At 66.2% G+C, this 14,088-nt stretch carries 14 protein-coding genes; 10 read left to right on the top strand and 4 right to left on the bottom strand.

The genetic code is table 11. The annotated features are described in order from the left end of the window. The 10 genes from AC1D0P_RS11740 to AC1D0P_RS11695 form a co-directional block, all read left to right on the top strand. Positions 1-885 (top strand): glycosyltransferase family protein (locus tag AC1D0P_RS11740; protein WP_477676902.1); only part of this gene is annotated, 885 nt, incomplete at its 5' end. 2 nt (positions 886-887) lie between these two features. Next, on the top strand, positions 888-2,006 hold the full coding sequence (locus AC1D0P_RS11735) for a winged helix DNA-binding domain-containing protein (RefSeq protein WP_477676901.1): 1,119 nt from the start codon (positions 888-890) through the stop codon (positions 2,004-2,006). Between the two features lie 168 nt (positions 2,007-2,174). Beyond that, positions 2,175-2,678 carry a (2Fe-2S)-binding protein gene (locus AC1D0P_RS11730; RefSeq protein ID WP_477676900.1) on the top strand — a complete coding sequence of 168 codons (504 nt, stop codon included), beginning with the start codon at positions 2,175-2,177 and terminating at the stop codon, positions 2,676-2,678. After that, positions 2,675-4,891 carry a xanthine dehydrogenase family protein molybdopterin-binding subunit gene (locus tag AC1D0P_RS11725; RefSeq protein ID WP_477676899.1) on the top strand — a complete coding sequence of 739 codons (2,217 nt, stop codon included), beginning with the start codon at positions 2,675-2,677 and terminating at the stop codon, positions 4,889-4,891. Before AC1D0P_RS11730 ends, AC1D0P_RS11725 begins: the two co-directional genes overlap by 4 nt. Further along, a complete protein-coding gene (soxX, locus tag AC1D0P_RS11720; protein ID WP_477676898.1) occupies positions 4,888-5,346 on the top strand; it encodes a sulfur oxidation c-type cytochrome SoxX in 459 nt (152 codons plus the stop codon). Before AC1D0P_RS11725 ends, soxX begins: the two co-directional genes overlap by 4 nt. Before the next feature lie 9 nt (positions 5,347-5,355). Then, entirely contained in the window at positions 5,356-5,832 is a 477-nt protein-coding gene (locus AC1D0P_RS11715; protein WP_477676897.1) for a SoxY-related AACIE arm protein, read from the top strand. Continuing rightward, positions 5,832-6,155, top strand: a complete 324-nt coding sequence (soxZ, locus tag AC1D0P_RS11710) for a thiosulfate oxidation carrier complex protein SoxZ (RefSeq protein WP_477676896.1) — start codon at positions 5,832-5,834, stop codon at positions 6,153-6,155. Before AC1D0P_RS11715 ends, soxZ begins: the two co-directional genes overlap by 1 nt. Beyond that, the gene (soxA, locus tag AC1D0P_RS11705) at positions 6,152-6,940 is read left to right on the top strand and encodes a sulfur oxidation c-type cytochrome SoxA (RefSeq protein ID WP_477676895.1); all 789 of its coding nucleotides are present in this window, start codon (positions 6,152-6,154) and stop codon (positions 6,938-6,940) included. The genes soxZ and soxA overlap by 4 nt, the downstream gene beginning before the upstream one ends. Positions 6,941-7,441: 501 nt before the next feature. Further along, positions 7,442-7,807: a nuclear transport factor 2 family protein gene (locus AC1D0P_RS11700; protein WP_477676903.1), complete on the top strand. Its 366-nt coding sequence runs from the start codon at positions 7,442-7,444 to the stop codon at positions 7,805-7,807. A gap of 7 nt (positions 7,808-7,814) precedes the next feature. After that, positions 7,815-8,726, top strand: a complete 912-nt coding sequence (locus AC1D0P_RS11695; protein ID WP_477676894.1) for a polysaccharide deacetylase family protein — start codon at positions 7,815-7,817, stop codon at positions 8,724-8,726. 56 nt (positions 8,727-8,782) lie between these two features. On the opposite strand, the gene lpdA is transcribed toward AC1D0P_RS11695, so the two are convergent. From lpdA to AC1D0P_RS11675, 4 genes are all read right to left on the bottom strand, one after another. Then, on the bottom strand, positions 8,783-10,624 hold the full coding sequence (gene lpdA, locus AC1D0P_RS11690) for a dihydrolipoyl dehydrogenase (RefSeq protein WP_477676893.1): 1,842 nt from the start codon (positions 10,622-10,624) through the stop codon (positions 8,783-8,785). Beyond that, the gene (locus AC1D0P_RS11685) at positions 10,621-11,211 is read right to left on the bottom strand and encodes an MFS transporter (protein ID WP_477676892.1); all 591 of its coding nucleotides are present in this window, start codon (positions 11,209-11,211) and stop codon (positions 10,621-10,623) included. The genes lpdA and AC1D0P_RS11685 overlap by 4 nt, the downstream gene beginning before the upstream one ends. 14 nt (positions 11,212-11,225) lie before the next feature. Next, on the bottom strand, positions 11,226-12,890 hold the full coding sequence (gene aceF / locus AC1D0P_RS11680; RefSeq protein WP_477676891.1) for a dihydrolipoyllysine-residue acetyltransferase: 1,665 nt from the start codon (positions 12,888-12,890) through the stop codon (positions 11,226-11,228). A gap of 52 nt (positions 12,891-12,942) precedes the next feature. Next, a partial coding sequence (locus AC1D0P_RS11675; protein WP_477676890.1) for a transketolase-like TK C-terminal-containing protein occupies positions 12,943-14,088 on the bottom strand: 1,146 nt, incomplete at its 5' end.

Here is a 14,088-nt window from a genome sequence, read left to right as displayed (position 1 = left end):
CTGTTCGGCCGCGCCGCGCGCCTGTGGATGGACGTGCTGCTGCAGGCCGGGCACGAGGCCGAGTTCGTCGACATGGGCAACAGCACCGAGGCGCCGCTGCCCGACGCCGGCCCCAGCGACATCAACCTGCTGATCGCCGGCATCTACGCCCTTCCGCGCTTTGCCAGGCAAGGCCTGCCGCGGCACGGCAAGCACGTGCTCTGGATGTTCGACCCGCTGACGCGAGACGCATCGGCCACGGTGCACAGTTACAAGGCCGGGCTGTTCGATGCCATCGCGCCCGGCCTGCATGCCGTGATGGCCATGGACGCCTCCATCGCGCGCTACCTCGCGCAGCATTTCCCGGCGCTCACAACCTTCCACCTGCCCTACCTGGTGGCGGACAAGCACGTGCGTGAGCCGCTCCCCGAAACGTCAAGAAGCCGGGACGTCGTCATGCTGGGCGGCGACACACCGCGGCGACGCGAGGCCGAGCGCCTGTTCCTCGCGAGCGGCACAAGCCTCCCGGTGCAGGCCGAGTTCATCTGGAGCGGCCTCTGGGGCGCGGCGCGCGATGCCTGCCGCGCCGGCGCACGCATCAACCTCAATGTGCACGCCGATTCCGAACTGCGCTACTTCGACCAGTTCCGCACCTTCGAGGCCTGGGCGGCCGGCACGGCCGTGGTGTCCGACAGCTTTGAAGGCTGGGAAGATTTCGGCATCAAGCCCGGCGTGCACATGGCCATGGCTGAACTGCAAGACCTGCCGCGGGCCTGCGCGGAGCTGCTGGCCGACGTGCCGCGGCGCGAGGCCATGGTGCGCGCCTCGCAGGCACTGCTGCGCGAACGTTTTTCGCCGGCGGCATGGCAGGGCCGCATGCTGGCGATGATGGAAAGCATCGCCTGAACATGGCGGAGATCTCCCGGCAGGAACTGATCGCGCTGCGGCTGGCCAGCCACCGTCTGGCGCCGGCCCTGTCTGCGAAGCCAGCCCCTTTCAAGCGGGTAGCGCAAGCCGTGCAATGGCTGGGCGCCGTGCAGGCACAGGAATACGCCCATGCGCGCTGGGCCGTCGGTTCACGCTTCGCGGCTGGGGCGGCCATCAGCGACGCGGCCGTCGAGCAAGCGCTGGCACAGCGCAAGGTGGTGCGCAGCTGGGTCTTGCGCGGCACACTGCACCTGGCGGCGGCGGCCGACCTGCGCTGGATGCTGGCCCTGGCCGCGCCGGCCTTGCTGACCCGCACCGCGGCGGCCTACCGCGAAGTGAATCTCGATGAAGCCGCCTTCCGCAAAATCCTTCCAGCCCTGCGCGAGTGCCTGGAGGGCGACCGGCAACTCACGCGCGTAGAACTTTTTGCCGCACTCGCGCGGCGCCGCATCGACACCGAAGGTCATCGCGGCGGACGCATCCTCTACCGCGCGGCACAGACCGGGCTGATCTGCCTGGGCGATCCGCAGGGCAGGCAGGCACGCTACACGCTGCTCGATGAATGGCTGCCGCCGGAGCCTGAACTGCCTCGCGAGGACGGCCTCCGGAAACTAGCGCAGCGCTACTTCGCCAGCCACGGCCCCGCCACGCCGGCCGATTTCACAGGCTGGTCGGGACTGGCGGCCGGAGAAGCCAGGGCCGCGCTGGAGATGGCCGCGCCCGGTCTCACGCATGCACTGTTTGAGGGCAGCACCGTGTGGTGGTCCAAGCGCGCGTCAGGACCTGCGCAGCCGGCCGGGAAGCCGGCGCTGCACTTGCTGGCGGGCTTTGACGAATACGTGCTGGGCTACACGGACCGCAAGGCCATCATCGACCCCGCGCATGCCGGCAAGCTCATGACAAGCAACGGCCTGTTCCGCCCGGCGTTGCTGCTCGATGGCCGTGTCGCCGGCACGTGGCAAGCAGAGGCGAAAAAAGGCGCACTCCACATCAGCACCACACCCTTCGCGCCGCTGCCGCGCGGCAGCGCCGGCGCGCTGCGGCTCGCGGCCCAGCGCTATGCCGACTTCATCGGCTTGCCACTGGCGGAAATTYGCTGAGGCAAAAGGTCGGCCATCACAAGGGTTTACCCGGCCGAACTTTCTTCTTCATCGCAAGTCAGCACATTACTCAGGTATAGAAGTCCCGGGTGCATCTGACTTGCACCAGCGCTACTATCGCCCCAGTCTTCCGGCCCATCCTTCCTTCAAATATTGAGGAGCGCATCCATGGCAAAGCTGAACGTCAACGGTACCGTGCGTGAGTTTGAAGTGGAGGACGACACACCGCTGCTGTGGGTCCTCCGCGAGCAGCTCGGGCTCACCGGCACAAAATACGGCTGCGGTATCGCAGCCTGCGGTGCCTGCACCGTGCACATCGACGGCGTGCCTACACGAAGCTGCGTGCGGCCCGTCTCCACGGTGAGCGCCACCGAAAAAATCGTGACCATCGAAGGCCTGTCGCCCGACGGCTCGCACCCGGTGCAGAAGGCCTGGGTGGCGCTGGACGTTCCGCAATGCGGCTACTGCCAGTGCGGCATGGTGATGACGGCCGCGGCGCTGCTCAAGGCCAAGCCGAACCCGACGGATGCCGACATCAACGAGGCGATGACCAACATCTGCCGCTGCGGCACCTACAACCGCATCCGTGCCGCCATCAAGGTCGTTGCCGCGGGCGGCAGCACCAAAAGCGCGGCACTCGCCATCCAGCACACCGACGGGAGCACAACATGAGCGCCACCACCCTGCCCTCCTCATCCGCTTCCGCATCGCCCCGCCTGTCGCGCCGCCGCTTCCTGGCCTCGGGCGCATCGGCTGGTCTTGTCGTCGGGTTCCACATTCCGTTCGCCGGCACGGCCGCGGCGCAAGGCGCCGACTCGCCGGAGATCAACGCCTGGGTCGTGGTGCGCCCCGACGACACGGTCATCATCCGCATCGCCCGCTCTGAAATGGGCCAGGGCAGCCTGACCGGCCTGGCACAGCTCGTGGCCGAAGAGCTGGAATGCAACTGGGCGAAAGTCACCACCGAATACCCGACACCGGGGCAGAACCTCGCGCGCAACCGCGCCTGGGGCAATTTCTCCACCGGCGGCAGCCGCGGCATCCGCGAGTCGCACGACTACGTGCGCAAGGGCGGCGCCACCGCCCGCATGATGCTGGTGCAGGCAGCGGCTGACGAATGGAAGGTACCTGTGGCTGAATGCACGGCGGCCAGCAGCGTGATCACCCACACGCCATCGGGCCGAAAGACCACCTACGGAAAGGTGGCGGTTGCGGCGGCCAAGGTGGCGCCGCCCGCCGAGCCCAAGCTCAAGGATCCGAAAGACTGGAAGCTCGTGGGCAAGCGCCTGGCGCGCCTGGACACCACGGACAAGGTCACGGGCAAGCAGGTCTACGGTGCCGACCTCAAGCTGCCCGGCATGCTCAATGCGGCCATCAAGGACTGCCCGGTGTTCGGCGGCAAGGTCAAGAGCTTCAACGCCGCCGCCATCGAAAAGCGCCCGGGCGTGAAGAAGGTGCTGGCCGTCGGGGACAGCGCGGTGGCCGTCGTCGCCGACACCTGGTGGCGCGCCAAGACCGCGCTGGACGCGCTGCCCATCGAATGGGACAACGGCCCCAATGCCGCCAACTCCAGCGCCAGTGTGGCGCAGATGCTCAAGGCCGGGCTGGACGCGAACGACGCCGTCGTCGGCAACCAGAACGGCGACGCCAAGGCCGCGCTGGCGTCGGCGGCCAGGCGCATCGAGGCGGTGTACTCCTACCCGCACCAGAACCACGCGACCATGGAGCCCATGAACGCGACGGCGCGCTGGACGCCCGAGCGCTGCGAGGTCTGGACGCCCACGCAGAACGGCGAGGCGGCGCTGGCCGCCGCCTCCGAAGCGGCGGGACTGCCGGTCGGCAAATGCGAGGTCTACAAGATCCACCTGGGCGGCGGCTTCGGGCGGCGCGGCGCGGTGCACGACTGGGTGCGCCAGGCCGTCGACATCGCCAAACAGATGCCGGGCGTGCCGGTCAAGCTGCTGTGGTCGCGCGAGGAAGACATGCTGCACGGCCGCTACCACCCGGTCACGCAGTGCAAGCTGCAGGCCGGGCTGGACGCGCAGGGCAATGTCACGGCCCTGCACATGCGCATCTCGGGCCAGTCCATCCTGGCCGGCGTGTTTCCGCAAAACATCCGCAACGGGCTGGACCCGGTGCAGTTCCAGGGCCTGAATGCGCCGGGGCCTGAAGCCTCCATAGGCTACAGCTTCCCCAACCTGCTGATAGACCATGCGATGCGCAACCCCAGCGTGCCGCCCGGCTTCTGGCGCGGTGTGAACCTGAACCAGAACACCATCTACCTCGAGTCCTTCATCGACGAGATCGCGTTTGCCACCAAGCAGGACCCACTGGCCCTGCGGCGCAAACTCATGGGCAGCCATCCCAAGCACCTGGCCGTCCTCAACGCCGTGGCCGAGCGCGTCAAGTGGAACGTGCCGCCGCCCGACGTGGGCGGCCAGAAGGTCTTCCGCGGCCTGGCCCAGACCATGGGCTTCGGCAGCTATGTGGCGGCCTGCGCCGAGGTGTCGGTGAGCCCGGACGGTGTGCTCAAGGTGCACCGCATCGTGGCGGCCACCGACCCGGGCTATGCCGTCAACCCGCAGCAGATCGAGGCGCAAGTCGAAGGCTCTTTCGCCTATGGCCTGTCGGCGGCCCTGTTCGGCGAATGCACGCAGAAAGACGGGCGCATGGAGCAGGACAACTTCAGCACCTACCCCGTCGTGCAGATGCAGCACATGCCGGCGGTGGAGACCCTCATCGTGGCTTCGGGCGGCTTCTGGGGCGGCGTCGGTGAACCGACGATCGCGGTCGCCGCGCCGGCCGTCCTGAATGCCGTGTTCGCCGCGACGGGCAAACGCATACGCGACCTGCCGCTGAAGAACCACGACCTCAAGAAGGCATGAACTGGCAAGGGGCCGTCGCCGGCGGGATGATGATGATGGCGCCCTGGACCAGCTTCGCGCAACAAGCGGTGGCGGCAGTGCCGCCGCTGCAGGTCGTCGGCGATGCCATCCCGCAGGCGCTGACGGCCACGCCCGGCGACCCGGCGCGCGGCCGCGCCATCGTCGCCAACCGCCAGTTGGGCCTGTGCCTGCTGTGCCACACCGGGCCGGTTCCCGAAGAGCGCTTCCAGGGCAACCTGGCGCCCGACCTGGCGGGTGCGGGCACGCGCTGGAACGAAGGCCAGCTGCGCCTGCGCATCGCCGACGCGCAGCGCCTGAACCCGGCCAGCCTCATGCCCGCCTATTACCGCAGTGAAGGCCTGGCGCGCGTGGGTGCGGCCTGGCAAGGCAAGCCCATCCTGGATGCCCAGCAGATCGAGGACGTGGTGGCCTACTTGCGTACGTTACGCAACTAAGAGGAAAAGATGACGCTGCCCCCACACAAACCCGCCCTGCCCCGCCGGCGCCATGTCCTGGCAAGCGCCGCCGGTGTGCTTGCTAGCGTGGTGCTGCAGCCGGCCTCCGCCGCCGCGGGCGACCTGGCGGTGGCCGTGGCGGCCTATACAAAAAATGAGCCCGTCCGCGCGGGCAAGGTCAAGCTCGACGTGGCCGAGCTGGTGGACAACGGCAATGTGGTGCCCATCACCGTCACGGCGGACAGCCCCATGACGGCCGCCGAGCACGTGAAAAGCATTGCCCTCTTCAACGAGAAAAATCCCCAGCGCGACGTCGCCCGCTTCACGCTGGGGCCGCGCGCCGGCAAGGCCGCCGTGACCACGCGCATACGGCTGGCAACTTCGCAGCAACTGGTGGCGGTGGCGCAGATGAGCGACGGCAGCTACTGGTCGCACWCGGTGAATGTGATCGTCACGCTCGCCGCCTGTATTGAAGGTGAACCCTGATGGCCCGCACCCTGATCAACGCGCCCACCAGCGCCAGGCGCGGCGAGGTCATAGAAATCCGCGCCACCATAGGCCACCCCATGGAAACCGGTTTTCGCGCCGGCGAGGACGGCAAGGTTTTGCCGCGCAACATCATCCAGAATTTCAGCTGCCGCTACAACGGCGAGCTGGTCTTCAGCGGCGAGCTGTTTTCAGCCGTCTCGGCCAACCCCTACATCGCCTTTCACACCGTGGCCACCGACAGCGGCACGCTGGTGCTCAGCTGGGAAGGCGACAACGGGTTCACGCAGACGGAAAGCATCAGCCTGACCGTCTCGCCATGAGGCATTTCTTGCAAGGCCTGTTACCAGGCCTCTTGGTAGGCCTGCTGGTGAGCCACGCGGGCGCGCAGACCGTGCAGGGCAAGGACGCACGCCGCTCGGGCTTCGAGGACATGGGTGCGTCCACCCAGGCCATGCAGAAAGACGATGCGCTCAATCCCGGCATGCTGTGGGTCAAGGACGGCGAGGCGCTGTGGAAGCAGCCGGCGGGCGCTAGCGGCAAGGCCTGCATCAGCTGCCATGCAGCGGCCCAGAGCAGCATGCGCGGCGTGGCGGCGCGTTATCCGGCGTTTGACACCCCGCTGGGTCGCCCCATCACCCTGAGCCAGCGCATCAACCAGTGCCGCCAGCAGCACCAGCAGGCCGCACCGCTGCGCGCCGAAAGCCCCGAACTGCTGAGCCTGGAAAGCTATGTCGCGTTGCAGTCGCGCGGCTTGCCGCTGGCGCCGCCCAACGACGCCAGGCTGGAGCCCTTCCGCCAGCGCGGGCAGCAGCTGTTCGCGCAGCGCATAGGCCAGCTGAACCTGTCCTGCGCGCAATGCCACGACGGCCTGGCCGGCGGGCGCCTGGCCGGCAGCGTAATCCCCGAGGCCCACCCCACGGGCTACCCGGTGTACCGGCTTGAATGGCAGGCACTGGGCTCGCTGCAGCGCCGCCTGCGCGGCTGCATGAGCGGCGTGCGCGCCCAGCCCTTTGCCTATGGCGCGCAGGAACTGGTGGAGCTGGAGCTGTACCTGAATGCTCGCGCCAAGGGCATGGCGATGGAGTCGCCTGGCGTGCGGCCCTGACTTGAGCGCTACTCTGCGGGCGCTATCAATTACATCGCTTATTGACCAGGCCCATCAAGGGGCTGCTGCACTTTTCTACCTTACCACCAGACCCGCGCTGTTGGGGTCAGTGCCGGCTTGCCACGGCATGCGGCGGCCTCGCGCCGACGCTGACCAGATAAACGCGTGGGCGTTTGCGGCGCCTCTCCCCCGCGAGGCTTATGCCGTCGCGCCACCGCAGGCTGGGAGAGGGAAGCGCCTTCTGGTTCCCGGCGCCAGGGCGCAGTGAAAACCCATCCACAAAGCGCGTATGCATGAAAAGTCGAATTGGCACACAAGTTGCAGATCGCCAGACGTCCTCAGCCGTTTCCCGCTTTCAACCCTGTTGATGGTTGCCAATGCAGCCACATGATTTTTCCGGCAACGACAGCCGCAGGAGCCCCCTGATTGAACAGCACCAAGGCCTTTTTCAGCGGCACGGCAAGCGCTGCCGAAGTGGTCAATGAGTTCCTTCGGCTCATCATGCTTCCTGACCCGGTGGCCGCCAGCCGGTTCACGGCACCCGGCATGAAGATTCTTTTCACCGGCGGCCGGGCCATGAGCGCCCCCACCGAGTGCACCAAATTCAATGCATCGCGCTACAAATGGGTGAAAAAAAGGATTGAGCGCACCGAAACGGTTGCCGCCGGCTCCAACGGCGCCGCGCCCGATGAAGCAGTGGTCTACAGCCTGGGAACCCTGTACGGAGAATGGCCTGACGGGACGTCTTTTGAAGGCAACCGCTATGTGGACCGCTATGTCGTCAAAAGCGGGCTGATCACACACATGGATGTGTGGAACGACAGCGCCGAGTGGTTGCTGGTGCGCGCCGGCCTGGCCGTGCTTTGATCAGCTGATGGCGGCAAACTACAGCGGCGCTCTGCCAACGCACAATCGCTTTGATTACCAGGCGATCAATCGGCGCAAACCTTATCGCTGGCCCAACGGCGCCGGTCTGGCTGTTTACCTGGGTTTCAACATCGAGCACTTTGCCTTCGGCGAGGGTATGGGCGCCACCATCGGCCCGGCCAGCCCGCAACCGGATGTCCTGAACTACAGCTGGCGCGAGTACGGAAACCGCGTTGGCAGCTGGCGCTGCCTCGAGCTGTTTGACAGCTTGGGCCTGCCTGCGGCGGCCCTGATCAACACCGCACTGTATGACCACTGCCCGGAGCTGGTGGCCGCCTGCGTGGCGCGCGGCGACGAACTGGTCGGCCATGGCCACAGCAACGCTGAACGCCAGGCGGCAATGACTGAAGCGAACGAAGGTAGCCTGCTGGTGCAGTGCCGCACGCGCATGCAACTGGAAAGCGGCCAAGCACCGGCCGGGTGGCTTTCACCGTGGATTTCGGAAAGCCTGCAAACGCCTGACCTGCTCGCCGAAAGCGGCTACGGCTACACCCTGAACTGGTGTCACGACGACCAGCCGCTGCCGATGCGCACTCGCAGCGGGCAGGCTTTATGGGCCGTGCCCTACCCGCAGGAACTCAATGACATCCCGATGATCATTGCACGGCAGATGGACGGGAAAGACTTTGCGCAGATGATCATCGACCAGCTTGACGAGATGCTGGAGCAATCGCAGGCCAGCAGTTCAGCACCGCTGGTGATGGGCATTGCACTGCACCCCTACATCGTCGGCCAGCCTTACCGCCTGCGCCACTTGCGGCGTGCGCTTCAGCATGTTGCCGCCGCACGTGACCGGGGCCAGGTCTGGATGGCCACGCCGGGCGATATTTTCCGGCACGCCGTACAGATGGCCACGTGAGCGCCCCCTGGAGGAGGCGCCCCGCGTGCGTGCCAGAGTGACTTGAGGCCGCCGGCTTACTTGCGCGCGGGCGGCAAATCCGTGCAGCTGCCGTGCGCCACTTCCGCCGCCATGCCCATGCTTTCGCCCAGCGTGGGATGCGGGTGTATGGTCTTGCCGATGTCGACGGCGTCGGCGCCCATCTCGATGGCCAGCGCGATCTCGCCGATCATGTCGCCGGCGTGTGTGCCGACGATGCCGCCGCCCAGGATCTTGCCGTGGCCGTGCGCTTCAGGGCTGTCGTCAAACAGCAGCTTGGTGAAGCCTTCGTCCCGGCCGTTGGCGATGGCGCGTCCGGAAGCCGTCCAGGGGAACAAGCCCTTTTTGACCTTGATGCCCTGTGCCTTGGCCTGGTCCTCAGTGAGGCCCACCCAGGCGATTTCGGGGTCGGTGTAGGCCACGCTGGGGATCACGCGCGCGTTGAAGGCGGCGCTGGCGAGTTCCTTGTTGCCCTGCAGCTCGCCGGCGATGACTTCTGCAGCCACGTGCGCTTCATGCACGGCCTTGTGCGCCAGCATGGGCTGGCCCACGATGTCGCCGATGGCGAAGATGTGGGGCACGTTGGTGCGCATCTGGATGTCGACGGGGATGAAGCCGCGGTCGCTGACGCTGATGCCGGCCTTGTCGGCGGCGATCTTCTTGCCGTTGGGCGTGCGGCCCACGGCCTGCAGCACCAGGTCGTAGGTCTGCGGCGCCGGTGCGCCCTCGCCTTCGAAGCTGACTTCAATCCCGGCCTTGGTCGCCTTGGCGCCCACGGTTTTGGTCTTGAGCATGATGTTGTCGAAACGCGGTGCGTTCATCTTCTGCCAGACCTTGACGAGGTCGCGGTCGGCGCCCTGCATCAGGCCGTCCATCATCTCGACCACGTCGAGGCGCGCGCCCAGGGTGGAGTACACCGTGCCCATTTCCAGGCCTATGATGCCGCCGCCCAGGATCAGCATGCGCTTGGGGACTTCCTTGAGGTCTAACGCGCCGGTGGAATCGACCACACGCGGATCGACTGGCATGAAAGGCAGGCGCACGGCTTGTGAGCCTGCCGCGATGATGCAGTTCTTGAAGGCGATGGTCTGCTTCTTGCCGGTCTTTTCCTGGCCTTCGGCCCCTGCGGTTTCCTCAACCTGGAGGTGATGGGCGCCCACAAACTGGCCCACGCCGCGCACCACGGTGACCTTGCGCATCTTGGCCATGGCCGTCAGCCCGCCGGTGAGCTTGCCGACGACTTTTTCCTTGTGCGTGCGCAGCTTGTTGATGTCGAGTTTGGGTTCCCCAAAACTCACACCCAGGCTGTCGAAATGCTTGACCTCATCCATGACCGCGGCCACGTGCAGCAATGCCTTGGAAGGAATGCAGCCCACGTTGAGGCAGACGCCGCCCAGGGTGGCGTAGCGCTCGACCAGCACGACCTTCAGGCCCAGATCGGCGGCGCGGAAAGCGGCCGAATAGCCGCCGGGGCCGGCGCCGAGCACCAGCACGTCGCAATCCAGATCGGCGGAGCCGCTGAAGGTGGCGGCAGCCGGAGCGGGTGCGACAGGCGCGCTGGCGGCCGGTGCGGGTGCGGGGGCCGCGGCCGCGGCCTGCTTTTTCTCCGGCGCGGGCGCAGCAGCAGCGGCGGCGGACGCTTCGAGCGTCAGCACCACGGAACCTTGCTTGACCTTGTCGCCGAGCTTGACCTTGACTTCCTTGACCACGCCGGCGGCGGAGGACGGGATTTCCATCGAGGCCTTGTCGGATTCGACGGTGATCAGGCTTTGTTCGGCCTTGATGGTGTCGCCGGGCTTGACCAGCACTTCAATCACGGACACTTCGTCAAAATCGCCAATGTCCGGCACCTTGATGTCTAGCAGGCTGGATGCGCTCATTTGGAGGCTTTCAATTTAAGGGTGAATATGTCGACGGGGCCTGCCGAGTTCTTGTCGAACTCGCAGCCCGCGTTGAGGCCGGCCACGGCGACTTCGCGCGCGGTCTTGGCCTTGTCCCAGGCGGCGTGCATGGCGCCCAGCGCAAAGCTGCGGCCCGAGCCTATGCCCCAGAATTCCTTGAACTCGAAGACTTCGCGGTAGCTGTAGAGGCCGTAGATGCCGCTGGCGTTGGCAATGACGACGGTGAACTGGCTGGATTCATAGGGGTCGTTGTCGTCCTCCTTGGTCTGCAGGAAGAACGTCTCCTTGAGCAACGGGTGCAGCTTGACGAAGGTGTCGAACACCTCGTCGCGAGAACCCAGCTTGAGCTGGTCTTTGGGCAGGGCCGCCATGGCCTTGCGCAGCACCGGAAAATGCGCCACCGTGCCGGCCATGCCGACGTAGCTCAGGCCGGCGGGCGTGTCGACCTTGAAGATCTTGCTGTTGGCCTCGAAACGCTGGCCCAGGCTGGTGTCGCCGAAGGTGACCAGCGTGTCGGCGGCGATAGCGACCTGCCCCGCCTTTTTGACGACTACAAGTGTTGTCATGCTTCCGCCCCTGTTTACAGCAGGACGCGGCGGAAGTCGGCGAGGATCTGGCCCAGGTAGGCGTTGAAGCGCGCGGCGGCGGCGCCGTCGATCACGCGGTGGTCCCAGCTCAGCGACAGCGGCAGCATCAGGCGCGGCTGGAAGGCCTTGCCGTCCCAGACCGGCTCCGTCGAGCTCTTGCAGACGCCCAGGATGGCGACTTCGGGCGCGTTGATGATGGGCGTGAAGTAGCGCCCGCCAATGCCGCCAAGCGACGAGATCGTGAAGCAGGCGCCGGACATGTCGGCCGGGCTCAGCTTGCCGTCGCGCGCCTTCTTGGCGAGCTCGCCCATCTCTTGCGAGATCTGCACGATGCCCTTCTGGTCGGCGTTCTTGATGACGGGGACGACCAGGCCGTTGGGGGTGTCGGCGGCGAAGGCGACGTTGTAGTACTGCTTGAGCACCAGCTGGTCGCCGTCGAGCGAGGCGTTGAATTCGGGGAATTTCTTGAGCGCGGCGACCGAGGCCTTGATCAGGAAGGCCAGCATGGTGATCTTGATGCCGGCTTTCTCGTTTTCCTTGTTCATGAGCACGCGGAAGGCTTCGAGTTCGGTGATGTCGGCATCGTCGTGGTTGCAGACGTGCGGGATCATCACCCAGTTGCGGTGCAGGTTGGCGCCACTGATCTTCTTGATGCGCGACATGTCCTTGCGCTCGACCGGGCCGAACTTGGTGAAGTCGACCTTGGGCCATGGCAACAGGTCCAGCCCCGCCCCGCCGCCCGAAGACGCGGGCGCCTTGGCGGCCTGCGCCTGGGTGCGGACGCTGCCGTCCATCACCGACTTGGTGAAGGCCTGCACGTCGTCCTGCGTGATGCGGCCCTTGGGGCCTGAGCCCTTGACTTCGGCCAGCGGCACGCCGAGTTCGCGCGCGAACTTGCGCACCGAGGGGGATGCGTGCGGCAGGCTGCCCTGCGGGGCAGTGGTGGGGTCGTGGGCGGGCTGGCTGGCGGCGGATACGGCGGCAGGCGCTGGCGCGGACGCCGTGGCAGGCGCCGAAGCGGCTGCAGGGGCTGCGGGTGCCGGTGCGGCGGCGGGTGCTGCGCTGGCGGCAACAGAGCCTTCCAGCACGGCCAGCAGGTCGCCGATGTTGACGACGTCGCCCATCTTGACCTTGAGATCTTTGAGCACGCCGGCGGCGGACGACGGGATTTCCATCGAGGCCTTGTCGGATTCGACGGTGATCAGCGACTGCTCGGCCTTGATGGTGTCGCCGGGCTTGACCAGGATCTCAATGACGGACACGTCCTTGAAGTCGCCGATGTCGGGCACGCGGACTTCGACCGGGCCGGAGGCGGAAGGTGCGGCGGCAGGTGCGGGTGCCGGGGCGCTGGCCGCCGGAGCCGCAGGCGCAGCGGCGGGTTTTGCCGCCGCTGCTGGTGCTGGTGCAGCGGCTTCGGCCCCCGCGACTTCCAGCGTCAGCACGACCGAGCCCTGCTTGACCTTGTCGTCGAGCTTGACCCGCAGTTCCTTGACCACGCCGGCGTGGCTCGAAGGGATTTCCATGGAGGCCTTGTCGGACTCCACGGTGATCAGCGACTGCTCTGCCTTGACAGTGTCGCCGGGCTTGACCAGCAATTCGATCACCGTCACTTCGTCGAAATCCCCGATATCAGGAACTTGAATGTCTACCACTGCCATATCTTGTCTCCGTTTGCTTCAGGCGTTCAGGCGTCTACGTCAGGGTTTTAACTCAAGCGTAAAGCGGATTGATTTTGTCGACATTGATGCCGTACTTCTTGATGGCTTCGCTCACCTTGGCGACGGGCACCGTGCCCTCTTCGCTGAGCGCCTTCAAGGCCGCCACGACGATGTAGTGGCGGTTGATCTCGAAGTGCTCGCGCAGCTTGCTGCGGAAGTCGCTGCGGCCGAAACCGTCGGTGCCCAGCACCTTGAAGGTGCGGCCCTTGGGGATGAAGGAGCGGATCTGCTCGGCGTAGGCCTTCATGTAGTCGGTCGAGGCGATGACGGGGCCGGTGTGCTTTTCAAGCTGCTCGGCCACAAACGGCACCTTGGCTTTTTCGGCCGGGTGCAGCAGGCTCCAGCGTTCGGCGGTCTGGCCGTCGCGGGCCAGTTCGTTGAAGCTCGGGCAGCTCCAGACGTTGGCGGCGACGCCCCATTCTTTTTCGAGCAGCTCCTGCGCGGCGATGGACTCGCGCAGGATGGTGCCGGAACCCAGCAGTTGCACGCGCGGCGTGAGCTTGGCGCCTTCCTTGCACAGGTACATGCCTTTGATGATCTGCTCTTCGGTGCCGGGCTTGAGGCCGGGCATGGCGTAGTTCTCATTGAGCAGCGTGAGGTAGAAGTAGACGTTGTCCTGCTTCTCGACCATGCGCTTGAGGCCGTGGTGCAGGATGACGCCGACTTCGTGCGCGAAGGTCGGGTCGTAGCTGATGCAGTTGGGGATGGTGCCGGCCAGGATGTGGCTGTGGCCGTCTTCGTGCTGCAGGCCTTCGCCGTTGAGCGTGGTGCGGCCCGAGGTGCCGCCCAGCAGGAAGCCGCGCGCCTGCATGTCACCGGCCGCCCAGGCCAGGTCGCCGATGCGCTGGAAGCCGAACATCGAGTAGTACACGTAGAACGGCACCATGATGCGGTTGTTGGTGCTGTACGAGGTGGCGGCCGCGATCCAGCTGCTCATGCCGCCGGCTTCGTTGATGCCTTCCTGCAGGATCTGGCCCTGTTTGTCTTCCTTGTAGTACATCACCTGGTCTTTGTCGACCGGCGTGTATTTCTGGCCATCGGGGTTGTAGATGCCGATCTGGCGGAACAGGCCTTCCATGCCGAAAGTACGGGCCTCGTCCACCAGGATGGGCACCACGCGCGGGCCCAGGGCCTGGTT

The organism is Polaromonas sp. P1_G2 (genome assembly GCF_056405515.1).
This window is presented reverse-complemented; position numbering and strand designations above follow the sequence as displayed.